The sequence below is a fragment of the Streptomyces sp. HD genome (genome assembly GCF_028369295.1).
Lineage (GTDB): Bacteria > Actinomycetota > Actinomycetes > Streptomycetales > Streptomycetaceae > Streptomyces.
This window is the reverse complement of sequence record NZ_JAQMYP010000061.1, coordinates 19,837-40,399: the sequence shown is the minus strand read 5'-3', so window position 1 is coordinate 40,399 and position 20,563 is coordinate 19,837. Positions and strand designations below refer to the sequence as shown.

At 66.9% G+C, this 20,563-nt stretch carries 17 protein-coding genes and 1 pseudogene; 13 read left to right on the top strand and 5 right to left on the bottom strand.

Annotated features, from left to right (window positions below):
* Positions 1-101: 101 nt before the first annotated feature.
* Together POF73_RS46090 and POF73_RS39330 are read left to right on the top strand one after the other, a co-directional pair.
* Positions 102-806: a phosphotransferase gene (locus tag POF73_RS46090; protein ID WP_334313655.1), complete on the top strand. Its 705-nt coding sequence runs from the start codon at positions 102-104 to the stop codon at positions 804-806.
* Positions 731-1,093, top strand: coding sequence for a hypothetical protein (locus POF73_RS39330; RefSeq protein ID WP_334313654.1), 363 nt, complete (start codon positions 731-733; stop codon positions 1,091-1,093). The genes POF73_RS46090 and POF73_RS39330 overlap by 76 nt, the downstream gene beginning before the upstream one ends.
* On the opposite strand, the gene POF73_RS39325 is transcribed toward POF73_RS39330, so the two are convergent.
* From POF73_RS39325 to POF73_RS39310, 4 genes are read right to left on the bottom strand one after another with little or no spacing between them, the layout of a single operon-like run.
* Positions 1,068-1,847: a succinate dehydrogenase/fumarate reductase iron-sulfur subunit gene (locus POF73_RS39325; RefSeq protein WP_272124166.1), complete on the bottom strand. Its 780-nt coding sequence runs from the start codon at positions 1,845-1,847 to the stop codon at positions 1,068-1,070. The genes POF73_RS39330 and POF73_RS39325 overlap by 26 nt on opposite strands.
* Positions 1,844-3,790 (bottom strand): fumarate reductase/succinate dehydrogenase flavoprotein subunit, encoded by a 1,947-nt coding sequence (locus tag POF73_RS39320; RefSeq protein ID WP_272124165.1) that lies wholly within the window; start codon positions 3,788-3,790, stop codon positions 1,844-1,846. Before POF73_RS39320 ends, POF73_RS39325 begins: the two co-directional genes overlap by 4 nt.
* A 22-nt stretch (positions 3,791-3,812) precedes the next feature.
* Entirely contained in the window at positions 3,813-4,634 is an 822-nt protein-coding gene (locus POF73_RS39315) for a hypothetical protein (RefSeq protein WP_272124164.1), read from the bottom strand.
* 35 nt (positions 4,635-4,669) lie between these two features.
* Positions 4,670-4,960 carry a hypothetical protein gene (locus POF73_RS39310; RefSeq protein WP_272124163.1) on the bottom strand — a complete coding sequence of 97 codons (291 nt, stop codon included), beginning with the start codon at positions 4,958-4,960 and terminating at the stop codon, positions 4,670-4,672.
* A 394-nt stretch (positions 4,961-5,354) separates the two neighbouring features.
* On the opposite strand from POF73_RS39310, the gene POF73_RS39305 reads away from it, so the two are divergent.
* Positions 5,355-7,532 carry an ABC transporter family substrate-binding protein gene (locus POF73_RS39305; protein ID WP_272124189.1) on the top strand — a complete coding sequence of 726 codons (2,178 nt, stop codon included), beginning with the start codon at positions 5,355-5,357 and terminating at the stop codon, positions 7,530-7,532.
* A gap of 144 nt (positions 7,533-7,676) precedes the next feature.
* Entirely contained in the window at positions 7,677-8,291 is a 615-nt protein-coding gene (locus POF73_RS39300) for a hypothetical protein (protein ID WP_272124162.1), read from the top strand.
* 125 nt (positions 8,292-8,416) lie between these two features.
* On the opposite strand, the gene typA is transcribed toward POF73_RS39300, so the two are convergent.
* On the bottom strand, positions 8,417-10,324 hold the full coding sequence (typA, locus tag POF73_RS39295) for a translational GTPase TypA (RefSeq protein WP_272124161.1): 1,908 nt from the start codon (positions 10,322-10,324) through the stop codon (positions 8,417-8,419).
* Between the two features lie 295 nt (positions 10,325-10,619).
* On the opposite strand from typA, the gene POF73_RS39290 reads away from it, so the two are divergent.
* The 9 genes and pseudogenes from POF73_RS39290 (at position 10,620) to POF73_RS39240 (ending at position 20,097) form a co-directional block, all read left to right on the top strand.
* The gene (locus POF73_RS39290) at positions 10,620-11,213 is read left to right on the top strand and encodes a hypothetical protein (protein WP_272124159.1); all 594 of its coding nucleotides are present in this window, start codon (positions 10,620-10,622) and stop codon (positions 11,211-11,213) included.
* Positions 11,214-11,281: 68 nt separating this feature from the next.
* Positions 11,282-12,037 (top strand): hypothetical protein, encoded by a 756-nt coding sequence (locus tag POF73_RS39285; RefSeq protein ID WP_272124157.1) that lies wholly within the window; start codon positions 11,282-11,284, stop codon positions 12,035-12,037.
* A 330-nt stretch (positions 12,038-12,367) separates the two neighbouring features.
* The gene (locus POF73_RS39280) at positions 12,368-13,048 is read left to right on the top strand and encodes a 2-phosphosulfolactate phosphatase (protein ID WP_272124155.1); all 681 of its coding nucleotides are present in this window, start codon (positions 12,368-12,370) and stop codon (positions 13,046-13,048) included.
* A 122-nt stretch (positions 13,049-13,170) separates the two neighbouring features.
* Positions 13,171-13,554: pseudogene (locus POF73_RS46395) on the top strand (transposase); the annotation flags it as partial.
* 657 nt (positions 13,555-14,211) lie between these two features.
* Positions 14,212-15,852, top strand: coding sequence for a peptide ABC transporter substrate-binding protein (locus tag POF73_RS39260; RefSeq protein WP_272124150.1), 1,641 nt, complete (start codon positions 14,212-14,214; stop codon positions 15,850-15,852).
* 146 nt (positions 15,853-15,998) lie between these two features.
* Positions 15,999-16,925 (top strand): ABC transporter permease, encoded by a 927-nt coding sequence (locus tag POF73_RS39255; RefSeq protein ID WP_272124148.1) that lies wholly within the window; start codon positions 15,999-16,001, stop codon positions 16,923-16,925.
* On the top strand, positions 16,918-17,886 hold the full coding sequence (locus POF73_RS39250; protein ID WP_272124146.1) for an ABC transporter permease: 969 nt from the start codon (positions 16,918-16,920) through the stop codon (positions 17,884-17,886). Before POF73_RS39255 ends, POF73_RS39250 begins: the two co-directional genes overlap by 8 nt.
* Before the next feature lie 26 nt (positions 17,887-17,912).
* Complete coding sequence (locus POF73_RS39245; RefSeq protein WP_272124188.1) at positions 17,913-18,956, top strand: ABC transporter ATP-binding protein; 1,044 nt, start codon at positions 17,913-17,915, stop codon at positions 18,954-18,956.
* Entirely contained in the window at positions 18,949-20,097 is a 1,149-nt protein-coding gene (locus POF73_RS39240) for an ABC transporter ATP-binding protein (RefSeq protein ID WP_272124145.1), read from the top strand. Before POF73_RS39245 ends, POF73_RS39240 begins: the two co-directional genes overlap by 8 nt.
* Positions 20,098-20,563: the final 466 nt, after the last annotated feature.

Genomic DNA, 20,563 nt, shown 5'->3' with positions numbered 1-20,563 from the left:
GGCGCCCTGCGAACCGCAGACAAGGCGTGCCCCGCGAACCGCATACAAGCGCCCCCAAATCCACATGCGGTCGTCCCGGGCCACCTGCGACGATCCGGCGGGTGACCGTCACCCGTCAGCCCCTCGGCCGCACCGACCTCGCCCCCCTCACCCGCGCCGCCCTCGGCCCCGCCCGTATCCTCACCGCCGTGTCCCGTCTGCGCGGGGGCACCAAGAAGGGCGTCTACCGGCTGGCCTTCGAGGACGGGGCGACGGCCGTCGCCTACGTCTGGTCGGCGGCGGAGGACTACTGGGACGCCGGGCCTTCCGACCCCCGCGACCCCTTCTCCCACGCCACCGGCCTCGACCTGTTCACGGCGGCGCACGACCGGCTGGCCGCCGCGGGCGTTCGCACGCCCCGCCTCCTGTATGCCGACGCCACCCACACCCACCTGCCGGCCGACGCGGCGATCGTGGAGGATCTGAACGGCGGCAGCCTGGAAGCGCTGCTGAGCCGCGATGCGCGGGCGGCGCCCCGGGCGATGGAGCGGTTCGCGGAGCTGCTCGCGACGCTGCACGCCGTCACCGGGCCCCGCTTCGGCAAGGTCGCTCTCGTCGACAGCGGTGGTTCCTCCCACGACCAGGCGTGTGCCCGGCGCGTCACCGCGCCCTGCGCTCGATCGAGGCGGTGGCCGTACGCGACCCGCGGATCGGTGCCGTACGGGAGGAACTGGCAGGCCGGGTGCGGGAGTTGGCCGCCGCGGTCCGCCCCCGGGCGCGCCACACCCTCGTACACGGCGAACTCGGCCCGGACCACGTCCTGCTGACCCCCGACGGGCACCCGGCGCTGATCGACATCGAGGGCCTGCTGTACGCCGACCCGGAGCACGAGCACGTATTCCTCCGGCTCCGCTTCGGGCGCCACTACGACGCCCTCCGCGTCCCCGGCCTCGACGACCACCGCCTGCGTCTCTACCGCCTGGCCATGCACCTCGGCCTCGTCGCCGGTCCGCTTGGCCTTCTCGACGGCGACTACCCGGACCCGGAGCCGATGCGTGCCATCGCGGAGCACAACCTCCAGGAGGTTCTCAGTCTGCTGAGGACCGCCTCATGATCTTCGACCCCAGCCACACCAGCGGGTCGTACTTGCGGTCAACGGCCCTCTCCTTCAAGGGGATCAGCGCGTTGTCGGTGATCTTGATGCCCTCGGGGCAGACCTCCGTGCAGCACTTGGTGATGTTGCAGTAGCCGAGACCGTGCTCGTCCTGGGCCGTGCTCTTGCGGTCCAGGCCCGACTCCGCGGCCGCGTCCAGCGGGTGCATGTCCAGTTCCGCGACCCGCATCAGGAAGCGCGGGCCGGCGAACGCCGGTTTGTTCTCCTCGTGGTCGCGGACCACATGGCAGGTGTCCTGGCACAGGAAGCATTCGATGCACTTGCGGAACTCCTGCGAGCGGTCCACGTCCTCCTGCATCATGCGGTACTCGCCGGGACCCAGGTCCTCGGGCGGTACGAAGGACGGGATCTGGCGGGCCTTCTCGTAGTTGAAGCCGACGTTCGTCACCAGGTCGCGCACCACCGGGAACGCCCGCAGCGGCGTGACCGTGATCGTCTCCTCCCGGCTGAACACCGACATGCGCGTCATGCACATCAGCCGCGGGCGGCCGTTGATCTCCGCGGAACACGAACCGCACTTGCCCGCCTTGCAGTTCCAGCGGACGGCCAGGTCGGGCGCCTGGGTGGACTGGAGGCGGTGGATGATGTCCAGGACCACCTCGCCGTCGTTCACCTCGACCTTGAAGTCCTCCAGGCCACCGCCCTGCACATCGCCCCGCCACACCTTGAAGCGGGCCTCGTAGCTGCTGCTCACTGGTAGAGCTCCTCTTCGGCGAGGTACTTGACCAGCTCCTCCTTGTCGAAGAGAGCCAGCAGGTCCTGGCGGACGGGGTCGGTGGTCTCCCGGACGAGATTGATCTGGCCGCGTTCGGGGTCGGTCGCGGCGAGGCCGCCCGTCGGGTCGGCGAGGTGGCACAGCAGGTTGATGTTGCGCCACTTGCGGTCCATCGTCGGATGGTCCTCGCGGGTGTGGCCGCCGCGCGACTCCGTGCGCTCCAGCGCCGCCCGGGCCACGCACTCGCTGACCAGCAGCATGTTGCGCAGGTCGAGCGCGAGATGCCAGCCGGGGTTGAACTGGCGGTGGCCCTCGACGCCGGCCCTGCGTGCCCGTACCCGCAACTCGGCCAGCTTCTCCAGCGCCTGCTCCATCTCGCCCTCGCGGCGGATGATGCCGACGAGGTCGTTCATGGTCTGCTGGAGCTCCTGGTGGAGGGTGTACGGGTTCTCCGGCGGACGCCCGTCGTCCACGCCCCCGACCGGGCCCTCCGCCGAGAAGGGCCGCAGCGCCTCCGCGGCCGCCGCGTCGACCTCCAGGTCGCTGACCTCGGGGCGTTCGAAGGCCCGCGCCGCCGCGTGTTCGGCGGCGTGCCAGCCCGCCCGGCGCCCGAACACCAGCAGGTCGGAGAGGGAGTTCCCGCCGAGGCGGTTCGAGCCGTGCATGCCGCCGGCCACCTCACCGGCCGCGTACAGGCCGGGTACGCCGCGCGCCGCCGCCGTGTCCGACTCGACCGCGATGCCGCCCATGACGTAGTGGCAGGTCGGCCCGACCTCCATCGCCTCCGCCGTGATGTCCACATCCGCCAGCTCCTTGAACTGGTGGTACATGGAGGGCAGCCGGCGCCGGATGACCTCCGCCGGCATACGGGTGGACACGTCCAGGAAGACCCCGCCGTGCGGGGAGCCGCGGCCCGCCTTCACCTCGGAGTTGATCGCGCGTGCCACCTCGTCACGGGGGAGCAGCTCGGGAGGCCGCCGGTTGTTGTCCGGATCCTCGTACCAGCGGTCGCCCTCCTCCTCCGACTGGGCGTACTTCTCCTTGAAGACGTCGGGGATGTAGTCGAACATGAACCGCTTGCCCTCGGAGTTGCGCAGCACCCCTCCGTCGCCACGCACCGACTCGGTGACCAGGATCCCCTTCACCGACGGCGGCCAGACCATGCCCGTCGGATGGAACTGCACGAACTCCATGTTGAGCAGGGGCGCGCCCGCCAGCAGCGCCAGCGCGTGGCCGTCGCCCGTGTACTCCCACGAGTTCGACGTCACCTTGAAGGACTTGCCGATCCCGCCCGTCGCGATCACGACGGAGGGGGCCTCCAGCACGAAGAAGCGGCCCGTCTCGCGCTCGTACGCGAAAACCCCGGAGACCCGGCCCGACGCGTCCTTCAGGATCCGGGTGACCGTGCACTCCTGATAGACCTTCAGCCGGGACTCGTAGTCCCCGGTCTCCTTCATGTCCTCCTGCTGCAAGGACACGATCTTCTGCTGCAGTGTGCGGATCAGTTCCAGGCCGGTGCGGTCGCCGACGTGGGCGAGGCGCGGGTACTCGTGGCCGCCGAAGTTGCGCTGCGAGATACGGCCGTCCTTCGTACGGTCGAAGAGCGCGCCCCAGGTCTCCAGTTCCCAGACCCGGTCCGGCGCCTCCCGCGCGTGCAGCTCGGCCATCCGCCACTGGTTGAGGAACTTGCCGCCGCGCATCGTGTCGCGGAAGTGGACCTGCCAGTTGTCGTGCTCGTTGGCGTTGGCCATGGCCGCGGCGATGCCGCCCTCGGCCATCACGGTGTGCGCCTTGCCGAACAGCGACTTGCAGATCACGGCCGTACGGGCGCCTCGCTCCCGTGCCTCGATCGCCGCCCGGAGGCCCGCGCCCCCCGCGCCGATCACGACGACGTCCCACTCCTGCCGGTCGACCACGGACATCTGTGTTCAGTCCCCACTCAATTTAGAAGAAGCGCGGATCGTCGAAGACCCCGGACGCGACGAGATAGACGTAGAAGTCGGCGAGCGCCACGCTCACCAGCGACGCCCACGCCAGCAGCATGTGGCGGGCGTTGAGCTTCCCGATCCACTGCCACATGCGGTAGCGCACGGGGTGTTTGGAGAAGTGCTTGAGCTTGCCGCCGACGATGTGCCGGCAGGAGTGACAGGAGAGGGTGTACGCCCAGATCAGCGTGATGTTGACGAGGAAGACGAGGGTGCCGAGGCCCATGTGGCCCCACTCGTAGTTCTCGTCGCGGAAGGCGAGCACCGTGTCGTACGTCAGGATCCCGGCGACCGGGATCGCGGCGTAGAAGAAGTACCGGTGGATGTTCTGCAGGATCAGCGGGAAGCGGGTCTCACCGGTGTACTTGCCGTGCGGCTCCGCCACCGCGCAGGCCGGGGGCGACATCCAGAAGCCGCGGTAGTAGGCCTTGCGGTAGTAGTAGCAGGTCAGGCGGAAGCCGAGCGGGAAGATCAGGATGATGATCGCGGGGGAGATGCCCCACCAGCTCCCGAAGAGGTCCCAGTTCGGCCCGCCGCGCATGGTCTGGCAGTTCTCCGCCAGACAGGGCGAGTAGAACGGGGAGACGTACGGCGCCGCGTAGTAGTCCGCGTTGGCGAAGGCCCGCCAGGTCGAGTACACGATGAACGCCAGCAGACCGGCCGCGGTGGCGGCCGGGGCCAGCCACCAGCGGTCGGTCCGCAGGTGCGGGGCGGTGATCGCGGCGCGCGTACCGGTTCGTACGCCGCCGCTGTTCAGATGGGGTTCCGTACCAGTGGCCAATGCATGACTCCGGTCGGGTCGGGGGGCGACGGATTCTAGGGAGCGCGGCGGTCCCGGGCGCCGAGACCCTCGTCATCCGTGTCGATCCACAGCGAGTCGTCGTACGGCGTGTCGGGAATGCTGACGAGCTCCGGCTTGCGCTGCGTGGCGGGGCTCGCGGCCGCCTCCCGCAGCAGCGCGAGGCTCTCGCGCAGGTGGTTGGCGTCGGTACGCAGGCGGCGCATCTCCAGCCCGCCGGTACCGAGGTGCTGCTCCAGCCGGCCCACGGACCGGGACAGGTCGTCGAGGCAGCGCTGGACAGCTGTCAGGTCGTCTTGCACGGACATGACGTGACCTCACTTCCGTGGGCCCTTCGGCCCTTGGTGGCAACGTTCATGCGCCTGCGAGTGTTGCGCGTCACACCTGTCGCTGTGAAGGCATGTGCAGCGATTGGCGGATTGCACGCCTCCGACGCGCGCCCGCACGCGCTCTGTGTACGCCGGGGGAGCCGAAGAAGCGCGAGGGCGCGCAGCCGCCGTCCCCGTGTGGATGCGTTGCTCCACACGGGTGGCCTTGTGCGTCCCCGCCGCCGTGTCGTCTCCGCCCGGCGAACCCTTTCCTTTTCAGTGGGGGCCCTTAGATCTGATCAACTCCAAAATACCGCCAAATGTGATCAGAACGCACTAATTGTCACCGGCGGGAGCAGCTCCCCGGAGGTACCCGATGTCCTACGACGGCGAGATGTCCTACGACGGCGTCGGACCCAGGCCAGGCCGCGGCGCGGCCGGGCGCGCGGCCGTTTTCCTCGCGGCGGGTGCGCTCGCGGTGCCCGCGCTCGCCGGGTGCAGCTCCCCGGACCCGGCCGGAAAGCCGCTGGCCGGGCAGGACATCGCCCCGGCCGCCCGGGCCTCCGTCGCCGACGGCGGCACCCTGCGCTGGGCCGTGGACGCCGTACCGGAGACGCTGAACACCTTCCAGTCGGACGCCGACGCGACCACCACCCGGATCGCGCAGGCCACCCTGCCCTCGATGTTCCGCATCGACGAGCGCGGGCGCCCCGAGCGCAACCCCGACTATCTGGAGTCCGCGAAGATCGTCGAGACCGAGCCCAAGCAGGTCGTCCTGTACAAGCTCAACCAGCAGGCCGTCTGGAGCGACGGCCGTGAGATCGGCGCCGCCGACTTCGCCGCCCAGTGGCGGGCCCTGTCCGGCAAGGACAGCGCCTACTGGACCGCCCGCAACGCCGGCTACGACCGCATCGAGAAGATCGAGCGCGGCAAGGGCGACCTGGAGGTCCGGGTGACCTTCGCGCAGCCGTACGCCGACTGGCGTTCGCTGTTCTCGCCGCTGTACCCGAAGGACGTCATGGGCACGCCGGACTCGTTCAACGACGGGGCGCGGCGCAAGCTGAAGGTCAGCGCCGGGCCGTTCGCCCTGAAGAAGATCAACCGCAAGTCCGACGAGGTACGGCTCGCCCGCAACCCCCGCTGGTGGGGACAGCGGGCCAAGCTGAACGAGATCGTGCTGCGGGCCGTCCCGCGCGACGAGCGGGCCGCCGAGCTCGCCGCCGGGCAGCTCGACCTGGCCGAGATCGACCCCGCCGCGGCCCGCCGCATCGCGCTCGCCTCACCTCCCCGCAGCGCGACCGCCAGCGCCTCCGGTACGCCGCTCATCTCCTCCTCACCGTTGATGGGCCCGGACCGCCGCAAGCTGACCCCCAAGCAGCGCCGGGAGGCGGCCGCGTTCCGGGGCTTCGAGGTACGCCGGTCCCTGGAGCCGACGTACACCCAGCTCGCCCTCAACGGCGCCGACGGTCCGCTCGCCGACGAGCGGGTGCGGCGCGCCGTGGCCCGCGCACTCGACCGCGAGGAGCTGGCCAAGCTCGTCCTCACCCCGCTCGGCCTGCCCGCCGAGCCGGTCGGCAGCCACCTCGCCCTGTCCGGCCAGGCCGCCTACGCCGACAACAGCGGCGCGATCGGCGGCCAGGACACGGAGGAGGCCCAGGCACTTCTCTCGGACGCCGGGTGGGTGCAGGGCGGGCCGATCAAGGAGGGGAAGAAGGCGGAGAAGGCGGCGGGCTCGAAGGGGGAGAAGGCCGAGAAGACGGAGAAGGGCAAGTCCGAGAAGAGGTCGGATTCGGGCTCGGACTCGGCGGGCGGTGACGACGGGACGTACATCGTCGGGGAGGACCACAAGGCGGACGGCGGCGAGGGCGGCGAGGGCCGCGAGGGGAAGCACCTCGCGCAGGACGGCAAGCAGTACGGCAACCAGCAGCTGCAGCAGGCCGGGGCGCCCGGCGCCTACGCCCCGCGGGGCACCGCCGCACCGGCCGGCAAGGAGGCCCGGCCGCTGGCGAAGGGCGGCAAGCCGCTGATGCTGCGCTTCGTGGTGCCGTCGGGGGAGGGCTCGCAGACGCTGCGCACGGTGGCGGACCGGATCGGGCTGATGTTGGAGCGGGTCGGTATCCGTACCGCGATCACCAAGGTCTCGGACGAGAGCTACTTCAAGGACCACATCGCGAACGGCCAGTACGACCTCGCCCTGTACTCCTGGCCCACCTCCGCCTACCCCGCCACCGACGCCCGCCCGATCTACGCCAAGCCGGTCCCGGCCGCCGACGGCTCCCTGAACGTCGAGCAGAACTACACGCGCGTCGGCACCGACCAGGTCGACCAGCTCTTCGACCAGGCGATCGCCACGCTGGACGAGGGCGAGAACCGGGGGCTGATCCGCAAGGCCGACTCCCGCATCTGGGCGGCGGCCGGCTCGATCCCCCTCTACCAGCGGCCTCAGCTGACGGCGGCGAAGAAGAACGTCGCCAATGCGGGGGCCTTCGGGTTCCGGACGCCGGTGTACGAGGACATGGGGTTCTTGGAGAAGGGGGTGGGGGCGTCGGGGAGCGCGGCGTCGGACGGCTGAGATCCGCCGTACCTCAGAGATCCCTACCTCAGGGATCGCTCAAAAACCTTGCCGCCCCCGCCCGGCGCCCGCACCATGATCCCCACAGCGATCATGGTGCGGGCGTCGACCGCGTCCGCGCCTCGGGGGAAGCAGGAACCGCACATGCGCGGCATCACACGGAGGACCGGTGCGGCAGGCCTGGCCGCGGTGGCAATGGTGGCGGGGCTCACTGCCTGCACCGGCGGTACGGACGACCGGGTCGAGGCCTGCACGGACGGGACGTACGCCTGGTCTGGCGTCAAGCGGTGGGAGAAGCTGACCGAGCTCGCCGACCCGATCTTCTTCGAGAAGAAGACGGCGTCGTACTCGTCCAAGCTCAAGCGCGTCGACAACACCGTCTACCGGCCCGGGGTGAGCGTCACGCCCAAGGGCGTCGGCGCGGCCGCCGTGATCAAGGCGCTGGGCAGGCACCTGAAGGTCGAGGAGCCGCTGGCGGGCCCGTCCGAGACATACGGAGAGGAGGTCGAGCAGTACTTCGAGAATGCGACCGGTGACCTCAAGGGCGCCTACTACGCGTGGGGCTACCTCAAGCTGGTCGACGCCGACTTCACGTACACCTGCGGGAGCGGCACCCCGCTCAAGGGCCATGTGCGCACCTGGGAGGGGAGCGGCAGCGCCTTCCTCCCGTGTTCTTCGGAACCCTGGCACACCACGACCGGCCGAGAGGCCGCCGTCCGCACCTGCCCGGAAGGCTCCACGGCTACGAAGAACGCCTGATCCAGCCCTCCGGGAACCGCGCCGCACGCCCAGTGCCCTTGAACGTGTCGTCGAGGCGCCACCCAGAATGAGATCCGCTCTCTTCTGGGCAGCGCCCTGGCCGGACGAAGGTGACGACGTGGAGGTCAGCCGTGCTTGGCGCGGCTCGCGGCGCGGGCGCGCTCGCGGGCGTCCAGGTTCACCTTGCGGATGCGCACCGCCTCCGGGGTGACCTCGACGCACTCGTCGTCGCGGCAGAACTCCAGGGACTGCTCCAGGGAGAGCTTGCGCGGCGGCACGATCGCCTCGAACGAGTCGGCCGAGGAAGACCGCATGTTCGTGAGCTTCTTTTCCTTGGTGATGTTCACGTCCATGTCGTCGGAGCGGGAGTTCTCACCGACGATCATGCCCTCGTACACCTCGGTGCCGGGGTCCGTGAACAGCACACCGCGCTCCTGGAGGTTCGTCATCGCGAACGCGGTGACGGCACCGGAGCGGTCGGCGACCAGCGAACCGTTGTTGCGGGTCTGCAGGTTGCCGAACCAGGGCTCGAAGCCCTCGTGGATGGAGTGGCCGATGCCGGTGCCGCGGGTCTGGGTCAGGAACTCGGTCCGGAACCCGATGAGACCGCGGGACGGCACCACGAACTCCATGCGGACCCAACCCGAGCCGTGGTTCGACATGTTGTCCATACGGCCCTTGCGGACACCCATGAGCTGCGTGACCGCGCCCATGTGCTCCTCGGGGACGTCGATCGTCATGCGCTCGACGGGCTCGTACGTCTTGCCGTCGACGTCCTTGGTGACGACCTGGGGCTTGCCGATGGTCAGCTCGAAGCCCTCGCGGCGCATCTGCTCGACCAGGATGGCGAGCGCGAGCTCACCACGGCCCTGGACCTCCCAGGCGTCGGGGCGCTCGGTCTCGATGACGCGCAGCGAGACGTTACCGATGAGCTCGCGGTCGAGGCGGTCCTTGACCTGACGGGCGGTGACCTTGCGGTCCTTGACGGCCGCCTTGTTGTCGGCGCCCTTGCCGGTGCCGCCACGGCCGACCAGCGGCGAGGTGTTGGTGCCGATGGTCATGGAGATCGCGGGCTCGTCGACCGTGATGAGCGGCAGCGGGATCGGGTTCTCGGTGTCGGCGAGGGTCTCGCCGATCATGATGTCCGGGATACCGGCGACCGCGCAGATGTCACCCGGGCCGGCCTTCTCGGCGGGCTTGCGGGTCAGCGCCTCGGTCATCATCAGCTCGGTGATGCGGACGTTGCTGATGGAGCCGTCGCGCTTGATCCAGGCGACGGTCTGGCCCTTGCGCAGCTCGCCCTGCTCGACGCGGAGCAGCGCGATACGGCCGAGGAAGTTGTCGGCGTCCAGGTTGGTGACGTGCGCCTGGAGCGGGGCCTGCTCGTCGTACGTCGGGGCCGGGATGTGCTCCAGGATCGTCGAGAAGAACGGCTCCAGGCTGGTGGAGTCCGCCGGGACCGTGCCGTTCTCCGGCTTGGTCAGCGAGGCGATGCCGTCACGGCCGCAGGCGTAGACGATCGGGAACTCGATCTGCTCCTCGTCCGCGTCCAGGTCGAGGAAGAGGTCGTAGGTCTCGTTGACGACCTCGTCGATACGGGAGTCGGGCCGGTCCGTCTTGTTGATGCACAGGATGACGGGCAGCCGCTGCTGGAGGGCCTTGCGCAGCACGAAGCGGGTCTGCGGGAGCGGGCCCTCGGAGGCGTCGACGAGGAGGACGACACCGTCGACCATGGACAGCCCGCGCTCGACCTCACCACCGAAGTCGGCGTGGCCGGGGGTGTCGATGATGTTGATGGTGATGACGTCCCCCCCGTCCTTGGGGTGGTACTTCACCGCCGTGTTCTTGGCGAGGATCGTGATGCCCTTCTCACGCTCCAGGTCGTTCGAGTCCATCATGCGGTCGTCGACGCCTTCGAGCTGGTGCGCGGCGAAGGCACCGGCCTGCTTCAGCATGCCGTCCACGATGGTGGTCTTGCCGTGGTCGACGTGGGCGACGATGGCAACGTTGCGGATGTCGTGGCGCGTGGCCATGTGTGGCGTACTCCCGGAGTGGTGAGGACGGCTCTCGCGTACATCTGTGGTACGCGGGCCCTGCCGGGCGGAACATGCCACGGCCTCACCCCATGGTACGGGGCGACCGTGGGAACCGCCTGCGAGCCCTGCACTCGCACCTGCGCCCATGGTGACCTCAGGTTTCCCTCAGATCTCTGTTACGGCAGCGATCAGTCGACGTAGCTTGACCTAGCCCCGTCAAGACCGGATGGGGCCGAGTACTACGCGGCCGCTCCTGAGGAGCGGCCGCGCTCGGATGAAAGCGGGGAAGACCATGAGCAAGAAACTGGCTGCCATGGCTATGGCCACCGGTGTTGCCGCAGCTTCGATCGTGGTGCTTGGGCCGGTGACCGCGGCCAGTGCGGCACCGACCATCTGTGAGCCAGGCTTCGTCCATTACAAGACGTACAGCTCCACGAAGAGTGGCAGGGTGACTGCCTGGGCTAAAGAGGTCAAGAATGACAACCAAACGGATAAGTTCACGTTCAGCACTGAACAGACCGTAACCCTCAAGGCGCATTTCACGGCTACTGGCAACTTCGAGGGGAAGGTGGGACTCAAGAAGCTGGCCGAGGCGACCGTGGGCGCCGGGGTGGAATTCGGGTTGGCTGGCGAGATAGCAAACACGAAGGCCTACAAGCGCGAGGTCACTTTCACCAGTCGCGGCAAGTGGGTGATCTGGGCTGGCGTCTACACCGGCAGCGGCGGTGTTGTCAGGACGCAATGCAACTCGAATGGCACGAAGATCAACGAGACCGGAAGCGGAACGGGTAACACCTTCCAGAGGGCACGGGTGACAGGTCTGACCAACTGCGCGAAGCCGGTGTCCGACCGGGTTGAGAAGGACGCCAAGACCAAGTGCGGGTGACTTGTGAGTCTGCCGCGCCCGGGGTTCTTACATCGGGCGCGGCTGCACGGATGGGAAAGAGGCATCGCGTGGGGGGCCGGTTCCTGCTCCGCTGCCTGATGGGCGGCTTGTCCCTGGCGGTTCTGGGCGGGTGCGCGTCCGCCGACGTCGACCGTGCCGATCCTGCGCCCTCGTGGGGGCGTGATGTGGGCGACGCGGAGACTTCCTGCATCGTCACTGAGGCGTATCCGGAGCTTCCTCTCTACGATGTGAACGCCAGACTGCCCGTGAAGGACGTGGATGCCGCGTATACGCAGGCGGAACTGCGGCTGTCCAGGGGGACAGGCAAATGCGACCCCTCTTCCGCCTCTCCGGTATGGCGGGAGTGCGAAGCCATATCCGGTTCTCCCGAGGCGTCGGTCGAAACCGTGCTCTGGCGCGACGGTGAAGACATGGCTCGCGAACTGTTCGCCCGTGGCGCGGAGTCCTTGCTCACCGAGGACATGACCGGCAGGACGAGCAAGGGAAATGCATTCCGATACAGATTGACCGCGGTCGGATACGATGGTTCCGACGCCGCTGCGAAGTCGCCGGTCTTCGAAATCGTCAAGAAGTGCCAGCCGTCCAAGGAGACACTCCTCGGCCTGGATCGCTTTGTTCTCCGCAAGGGCGGCGAGCCGTTCCTGGTCGCATATCAGGACGGATCTCGTGTGCTGCTTATTGAGACCAGAACCGGTGATTCGCCATCCGATCGCCTTCCGGACACCAAGTCCGGACTCCTTCCTGCGAAGGCAGTCGACATGCTTGGCGAGTGGTGGCGTACACAGGCCAGAAAGCTGCTGTAACAGGAGCGCAGGCGCCCTTGTCACTGCCGCCGCTGCATAACAGCTTGCCAGGTGACGACCTGGCTCCTGCAACGGCCTCTCCGATCGGTGCCCAGGACGAGCATCAGCCGCTCTGGCCTCCTCGCTGCATGCGCAGAGGTTAGGCCAGTGAGTCCTCTCCAACTTGCCGAAGGTGTAGTGCAGATCACAGGCGTCGAGTCACTGGGCGCCCCACTGGCCCGCCCGATACCCGAGCGCATCCCCGCGGGGGCAGCGCCCATAGGTGCCGAGTCTCTGAAAGATCGTCAACCTGTCTTGTGGGCTGCTTCAGTGTGCTGCGACCATCCCGGCATGGACTCGCGAGTAGTCGGAATACCTGAGGTGGACGGCACCGAACAGGTAGCAGTTGTGATCGATGTGATGCGGGCGTTCACCACCGCCGCATGGGCTTTCCATCGCGGGGCAGACAAGAGCGTTCTCGCTGCCGACAAGGACGAGGCACTGGCGATCAAGGCGTGTCACCCGGGCTGGCTCGCGCTCAAGGACGGGGCACAAGTAAGCGGTTTCGACCTGGTCAACTCCCCTGGCCTGATCCGGGAGGCCGATTTGACCGGCCGCACCGTAATTCAAAAGACCACTGCGGGAACGGTTGGGGCCCTGGCGGTTGTCGAGGCGAAATTGGCGCTGTGCGCCAGCTTCGTCGTGGCCGGCGCGACGGCCCGGGCCCTGACGGATGCCGGCGCTGACTCGGTGACGTTCGTGGCCACCGGCGAGGACGGCCGCGCCGCCGAGGACCTGGCCTGTGCCGAGTACCTGGACCGGCTCCTGGCCGGGGATCGTCTCGACCCCGGCCCCTATCTGCACCGCGCCCGCACCTCCTCAGCCGCGGACGACCTGCGCGGCGGGCGACGCCACGGTGCTCACCCCGCCGATGTGGGGTTGTGTTTGGAGGTGGACCGGTTCGACTTCGCCATGAAGGTCGGACTTGAGGAAGGGATGGCCGTGCTGCGGCCGTTCCAGAATCGACGTTGACCGCCTGCATGCCGGCGGTCAGGTTCCTGTGCGATCGACAGCGGGATCTCCAAGTCCTAGGCATCCCGGATCTGCGGTGAGCTCGACGCCGAACTCGATGCGTTCACCTGGAGAACGTCTACCCCATGATCTCCGACAGCCACAGCGGGCTGGTGGCCGCGATTCGTACCGACTTCCTCGGCGCGGCCTGGCAGCGCTGCCGATTTCACCTCGTGCGAGACGCTTCAGAGTGATCGACAAGGGCTCCGGGGAGATAGCCGCGGCAACCGGCCGCACCATCTTCGCGCAGACCACCACCAAGGCCGTCCACACTCAGCTGAACGTGGTCGCCGACCTGCTCGGACGGCAGTTCCCCCCGGCCAAGGCCATGCTGCTGGAAGCCGCGACCGACATCACCGCCTTCGCGGGGCTTCGTGCAGGCCTGCTGGAAGAAGATCTGGTCCACCAACCCGCTTGAGCGGCTGAACCGGGAGAACAAACGGTGGGCCGACGTCGTCCAGGTCTTCGATCATCGCTACCTCTCCGAAGGCTCCATGGCCGAACTCCTCGACCCCATGCCCGGCCGAGGATGACCACCGGCCTTCCCCTCCAGAACCGAACCAACTCGTCCGGTGTCGTCATAGGAAAGGGCATCGTGCGGGAGTGGAGACACATCACACAGGCAGGGAAAACCCTCTATTTGCAGGAGTTGGACCTGGTCTTCACGTGATGGCCACTACGCTGCTGTGCACCCCCTGTGTCGCGGTCTGCGTATACGCAGGGTGATCGAAGGGCCTTGCCGAGAGAGGGCGCTTGCTCGTCCTTGCATGACGGCCTCGGTTGCCGCAATCGATTTTCCACTCCAAAGTGTCCGGAATCCGGACGCCCGCTCCCGATAGATGTGTAACAAGTCCGTTTCGCAGGGATCTTTCGTCAAACCCTTTGTCCGGATTTTGGAAGAAGTAGCCGCCAGGTGTGATCGAACCGAGACCTTACGGGTGTGGTTCGGCCATGTGGCAATGACAGATAGTTAGGCGCGTAGAGCTCGGCAGAACGAGTCGCGCTGACGGGGCGCAGACTCGCGAGCGTGGGGGCACCAGACTTTCCTCGCCACCGGTGACGGTGGCGACTGTGTGTCTTGTGGGCCCCTTGCGGTGAACCAATGGACTTATGAGGAGGAACCCATGCGCGGTGCCAAGAGCGCCAAGTGGGTCGCGGGAGCGATAGTCGTCGCCCTGGCTGCCACCGCCTGCGGCGGCGGCAGTGACAGCGGCAGCGACGACATGAACAAGGGGAAGGCCGACCCGAACGGCATCGTCACGGCGCAGCTGAGCGAGCCCCAGAACCCGCTGCAGCCGGCCAACGCCAAGGAGAGCCAGGGCAGCCGTGTCCTGCGCACCGTCTTCGCGGGCCTGGTCGACTACGAGCCCGGCACCGGCAAGCTTGAGTACATCAATGCGCAGTCGGTCACCCCGAACGCCGACTCCTCCGAGTGGACCGTGAAGCTCAAGCCGGGCTGGAAGTTCCACGACGGCACCCCGGTCACCGCCAAGTCCTACGTGGACTCCTGGAACTGGTCGGCCAACATCAAGAACAACCAGACCAACTCCAGCTGGTTCGCCGACATCGTGGGCTTCGAGGATGTGCACCCGGAGAAGGGTGACCCCAAGTCCGACAAGATGTCGGGTCTGAAGGTCGTTGACGACAACACCTTCACGATCAAGCTGACGCAGTCGGTGTCCTACTTCGCGTACAAGCTGGGCTACGACGTGTGGGCCCCGCTGCCGGAGGCCTTCTTCAAGGACCCGAAGAAGTTCGGTGAGCACCCCGTCGGCAACGGTCCGTACGAGTTCGTTTCCTGGGAGCACAACAAGCTCATCAAGGTCCGCAAGTTCGCGGACTACCAGGGCCCGAACAAGGCCAAGAACGGCGGCATCGACTTCAAGAACTACACGACCGCCGACGCCGCGTACTCCGACCTGCGCTCCAACAACGTGGACTGGATCGAGCAGGTCCCGACCACCGCGCTGGCGAACTACAAGACGGACCTCGGCGCCCGTGCCATCGACGAGCCGTACTCCGCTGTCCAGTCGATCGTTCCGGCGTTCTACACCAAGCAGTTCAAGGACATCGACCCCAAGGTCATCCAGGGTCTGTCCATGGCGATCGACCGTACGACGATCACCAAGACGGTTCTGCAGGGCACTCGTGCGCCCGCGGACTCGTACGTGGCCCCGGGTGTGCTGGGCTACAAGAAGGGCGCGCTCGGCGACATCGTCAAGTACGACCCGGCCCAGGCCAAGAAGCTGGTCCAGGAGGGCGGCGGCGTCCCGGGCAACAAGATCTCGATCCAGTACAACGCCGACCAGGACCACAAGCCGTGGGTCGACGCGGTCTGCAACTCGATCCGCAAGGCGACCGGCGTGGAGTGTGTCGGAGACCCGAAGCCGACCTTCCAGGCCGACCTGGACGCTCGCGACGCACACGAGGTCAAGTCCATGTACCGCGGTGGCTGGGTGCTCGACTACCCGGTCAACTCGAACTTCATGCGCGACCTTTACAGCACGACGGCCGCCGGCAACACCAGCGGTTACTCCAACAAGGAGTTCGACGAGCTGAGCTCCAAGGCCGACAAGGCCGGCTCGGTCGACGACACCGTGAAGCTGTACCAGGACGCGGAGCAGCTCCTCGCCAAGAACATGCCGGCGATCCCGCTTTGGTTCTACAAGGTCAACAGCGGTCAGTCGACCAACATCCTGGGCAAGATTCCGTACGGCCAGGACGGTGACCCGATCTTCGACGAGATCCAGGTCAAGCAGAAGTAAGAAGATGACCGCAGACCGGTGCCGCCCCTCCCGAACCAGGGGAGCGGCGGCACCGGTCCGTAGGCACAGGCCTCCAACTCACCCCCCAAACCTGCGGTAGATGAGTGCGCAGGCCTCGCCGACCCCTCACGGCATGGAGGCGCAAGATGGGGCGCTACGCCGCCAGGCGACTGCTCCAGATGATCCCGATCTTCATCGGGACAACTCTGTTGATCTTTCTGATGGTCCACATCCTGCCGGGCGACCCGGTCCGGGCCATCTACGGTGACAAGGCTCCCGATCCCGCACAGATCGCGCAGATCAAGCGCGAGTACGGCTTCGACAAGCCTGTCCTCGAACAGTACTTCCACTACATGCTGAATCTCCTCAAGGGAGACTTCGGCAAGAACCTGGCGGGCCGCCCGGTCGCCGAACTGATGGCCGAGGCCTTCCCGGTGACGCTGCGGCTGACGCTGCTGGCCATCACCATCGAGATCATCATCGGTGTCGGCCTCGGCGCGTGGGCCGGCCTGAGGGCCGGCAAGGCCGCCGACACCGGCGTACTGGTCTTCACGCTGACCGTGATCTCGATCCCGGTGTTCGTTTTGGGCTTCATCGCCCGGTTCATCTTCGCGGACGAACTCGGCTGGCTACCGCCCAACGTCCAGGACTCCACGGACTACGCGCAGCTGTTCCTACCGGCTTTCGTCCTCGCGATGCTGTCCATGGCGTACGTCGCCCGGCTGACGCGGACGACCTTCGCCGAGAACCTGCGGGCCGATTACATGCGCACCGCGCTCGCCAAGGGTCTGCCTCGGCGTCGCATCATCGGTGTCCACCTGCTGCGCAACTCGCTGATCCCTGTGGTCACCTTCATCGGCACCGATGTAGGCGGCTTCATCGGTGGGGCGGTCATCACCGAGGGCATCTTCAACATCCAAGGTGTCGGCAACCTCCTCTATAGGGCGATCCAGACGAGCGAGGGCTCGACGGTCACGGGTGTGGTGACGGTGCTCGTCCTCGTCATCCTCCTGATCAACCTGCTCATCGACCTGCTGTACGCGGTCCTGGACCCGAGGATCCGGTATGCCTGACGTGACCAAGGCCGAGACCACCGACTCCGCGCGCGTGGACGCATTGGCCCCGCCGGCCGTCGACGTACCCGCCAAGGAAAGCGGCAAGAAGAGCGACAAGCCGCGCTCCCTGTGGGGCGACGCCTGGTACGACCTGCGGCACCGCCCCATGTTCTGGGTGTCTTCGGTGCTGCTGGTTCTGCTGCTGGTGATCGCCGCCTTCCCCGGTTGGTTCACCAGTGCCGACCCGCGCGACGGCGACCTCGTTCACCACTACCTGGGCCAGCCGGAGCTGGGGCACTTCCTCCAGCCCGACTGGTTCGGTTACGACCAGCAGGGCCGCTCCATCTACGCCCGTGTCATCCACGGAACGCGCGCATCGATTGTCGTCGGCGTCGCTGTGACGGCGGCTGTCACGCTGTTCGGCGGTCTGCTCGGCATGCTGGCGGGTTACTTCGGCGGCTGGATCGACTCGGTGATCTCCCGGATCGTAGACATCTTCTTCGGTCTGCCGTTCCTGCTCGGCACGATGGTCGTCCTGAACGCCTTCAGCGAGCGCAAGGTGTACGTGGTCGTTCTGGCCCTGGCCTGCCTGGGCTGGACGTCGATCGCCCGTGTCATGCGAAGCTCGGTGATCACGGCCAAGCAGGCGGACTACGTGACCGCGGCTCGGGCGCTCGGCGCCAGCACTTCGCGGATCCTGTTCCGCCATGTGATGCCGAACGCCGTCGCGCCGACCATCGTCGTGGCCACGATCGCCCTCGGCGGTTACATCTCCGCGGAGGCGACGCTGTCGTTCCTCGGTCTCGGCCTCAGCGACCCGACGATCTCGTGGGGCATCGACATCTCCGAGGGCAGCAAGGTGATCCGGGACAACCCGCACGCGCTGCTGTTCCCGGCGGGCATGCTCAGCCTCACGGTCTTCGCGTTCATCATGCTCGGCGACGCGGTACGCGACGCCCTTGACCCGAAGCTGCGCTGAGGAGGGCGTACGTGACTACCATCGACATGCCCAGGAACGTCCCCGAGCCGCGGGGCGCGGCCGAAGGCGACGTGCCGCTGCTCGAAGTGCGCGATCTGCACGTCGAGTTCCACACCCGTGACGGCGTGGCCAAGGCCGTCAACGGCGTCAACTACACCGTGAGCTCCGGTGAGACCCTCGCCGTGCTCGGTGAGTCCGGCTCCGGTAAGTCCGTGACCGCCCAGGCCATCATGGGCATCCTCGACATGCCGCCCGGCAGGATCCCCCAGGGACAGATCCTGTACCGGGGCGAGGACATGCTCACCATGTCCGGCGATGCTCGGCGCAAGATCCGGGGCCGCAAGATCGCGATGATCTTTCAGGACGCGCTCTCCTCGCTGAACCCGGTGTTGTCCGTCGGCTACCAGCTCGGCGAGATGTTCCGCGTCCACCAGGGCCTGAGCAAGAAGGAAGCCAAGGCCAAGGCCATCGAGCTGATGGACCGCGTGAAGATCCCGGCCGCGCGGGAGCGCGTCGGTGATTACCCGCACCAGTTCTCCGGTGGTATGCGCCAGCGCATCATGATCGCGATGGCGCTCGCCCTGGAGCCGGACCTGATCATCGCCGACGAGCCCACCACAGCCCTCGACGTGACGGTCCAGGCCCAGGTCATGGATCTGCTCGCGGAGCTTCAGCGCGAGTACCAGATGGGCCTGATCCTGATCACCCACGACCTCGGTGTCGTCGCCGATGTGGCGGACAAGATCGCGGTGATGTACGCGGGCCGGATTGTGGAGACGGCCCCGGTACACGAGTTGTACAAGCGGCCCTCGCACCCGTACACCAAGGGTCTGCTGGACTCGATCCCGCGCCTGGACCAGAAGGGCCAGGAGCTGTACGCGATCAAGGGGTTGCCGCCCAACCTCACCCGCATTCCGTCCGGCTGCGCTTTCAACCCGCGCTGTCCGCAGGCGCAGGACATCTGCCGTACGGACGTGCCGGCGCTGCTCCCGGTCACCGAGCGGAACGGCAGCGAGCTTGTTGGCCGCGGCAGCGCGTGCCACTTCTGGAAGGAGACGATCCATGGCTGACCTTGGCAAGACGGACGAGACCATGGACGTCACCCCCAACGTCACCGAGGTCGAGACGGTGGAGGCCGCCACCGACGAGGAGGCCGTGGCCGCCATCGAGGCACCGGTCGAGCGCGGCGAGCCGATCCTGCAGGTCCGCAACCTGGTCAAACATTTCCCGTTGACCATGGGCATCCTGTTCAAACGTCAGATCGGCGCGGTCAAGGCCGTCGACGGTGTGTCCTTCGACCTGTACCAGGGCGAGACGCTGGGCATCGTGGGCGAGTCGGGTTGCGGCAAGTCCACCGTCGCCAAGCTCCTGATGAACCTGGAGCGGGCGACGGCCGGCGAGATCTTCTACAAGGGCCAGGACATCACCAAGCTGTCCGGGCGTGCGCTGAAGGCGGTCCGCCGGAACATCCAGATGGTGTTCCAGGACCCGTACACCTCGCTCAACCCGCGTATGACGGTGGGCGACATCATCGGGGAGCCGTTCGACATCCACCCCGAGGTGGCCCCGAAGGGAGACCGGCGCCGCAAGGTGCAGGATCTCCTGGACGTGGTCGGTCTCAACCCGGAGTACATCAACCGCTACCCGCACCAGTTCTCCGGCGGTCAGCGCCAGCGCATCGGCATCGCCCGCGGCCTGGCCCTCAACCCGGAGATCATCATCTGCGACGAGCCGGTCTCCGCGCTCGACGTCTCCGTGCAGGCACAGGTCATCAACCTGATGGAGCGCCTGCAGAACGAGTTCAACCTGTCCTACCTCTTCATCGCCCACGACCTGTCGATCGTCCGGCACATCTCGGACCGGGTCGGTGTGATGTACCTCGGCAAGATGGCCGAGATCGGCTCCGACGAGCAGATCTACGACCACCCGACGCACCCTTACACCCAGGCGCTGCTGTCGGCGGTCCCGGTCCCCGACCCGGAGGCCCGCGCCAACCGCGAGCGGATCATCCTCGCCGGCGACGTCCCGTCCCCGGCCAACCCGCCGTCGGGCTGCCGCTTCCGCACCCGCTGCTGGAAGGCCCAGGACAAGTGCGCCAAGGACATCCCGCTGCTGGCGATCCCCGAGCGCTTCAAGGGCGAGGACACCCCGGCGGCCCACGAGTCCGCCTGCCACTTCGCCGAGGAGAAGGACGTGGTCCACGCGGTCTGAGTCGTGTGTAAATTCCTTCCCTTCAGGGACTGACGGGACCTTCTCGAACGAGGCTGGCGGTCACCACCGACATCGGTGGTGACCGCCAGCCTTCTTTCTTTATCGATGACTCCGAAATTTCAACAAGAATATTTTCGGTCATTAACTAGAGGAAAGAAAGACATCATGCGAGTATGGATAACGAAATGGTAAAGTGTCCTTGTGGCTCCCTAAGGGAATATGTAAAGATCAACTTGCTTGATAGTGCTGCACGGTATACCCAGAGGGCTTCCGGTATGCGTTCCACTCCTGGATATCGGTTGAGTCGAACAAATGTAAGCACTTTCGGTGTATCAGATCTTTCCACTGTTGAAGTCACTTGATGTTTCTCATGGTGGCTTCTGCTCTGATTGGAGGAATTTGTATGGGCACTCCCGTTTTCATCGAAGAAGAGTTGGATGCAGATCTTGCTGATCTGGATCTCGAC

What these genes read in the sequence shown, in the direction of transcription:
- POF73_RS39320 (WP_272124165.1), bottom strand. Translation starts at nt 3,790, where the DNA reads ATGTCCGTGGTCGACCGGCAGGAGTGGGACGTCGTCGTGATCGGCGCG.
- POF73_RS39310 (WP_272124163.1), bottom strand. Translation starts at nt 4,960, where the DNA reads ATGTCCGTGCAAGACGACCTGACAGCTGTCCAGCGCTGCCTCGACGAC.
- POF73_RS39305 (WP_272124189.1), top strand. Translation starts at nt 5,355, where the DNA reads ATGTCCTACGACGGCGTCGGACCCAGGCCAGGCCGCGGCGCGGCCGGG.
- POF73_RS39300 (WP_272124162.1), top strand. Translation starts at nt 7,677, where the DNA reads ATGCGCGGCATCACACGGAGGACCGGTGCGGCAGGCCTGGCCGCGGTG.
- typA (WP_272124161.1), bottom strand. Translation starts at nt 10,324, where the DNA reads ATGGCCACGCGCCACGACATCCGCAACGTTGCCATCGTCGCCCACGTC.
- POF73_RS39290 (WP_272124159.1), top strand. Translation starts at nt 10,620, where the DNA reads ATGAGCAAGAAACTGGCTGCCATGGCTATGGCCACCGGTGTTGCCGCA.
- POF73_RS39280 (WP_272124155.1), top strand. Translation starts at nt 12,368, where the DNA reads ATGGACTCGCGAGTAGTCGGAATACCTGAGGTGGACGGCACCGAACAG.
- POF73_RS39260 (WP_272124150.1), top strand. Translation starts at nt 14,212, where the DNA reads ATGCGCGGTGCCAAGAGCGCCAAGTGGGTCGCGGGAGCGATAGTCGTC.
- POF73_RS39255 (WP_272124148.1), top strand. Translation starts at nt 15,999, where the DNA reads ATGGGGCGCTACGCCGCCAGGCGACTGCTCCAGATGATCCCGATCTTC.
- POF73_RS39250 (WP_272124146.1), top strand. Translation starts at nt 16,918, where the DNA reads ATGCCTGACGTGACCAAGGCCGAGACCACCGACTCCGCGCGCGTGGAC.
- POF73_RS39245 (WP_272124188.1), top strand. Translation starts at nt 17,913, where the DNA reads ATGCCCAGGAACGTCCCCGAGCCGCGGGGCGCGGCCGAAGGCGACGTG.
- POF73_RS39240 (WP_272124145.1), top strand. Translation starts at nt 18,949, where the DNA reads ATGGCTGACCTTGGCAAGACGGACGAGACCATGGACGTCACCCCCAAC.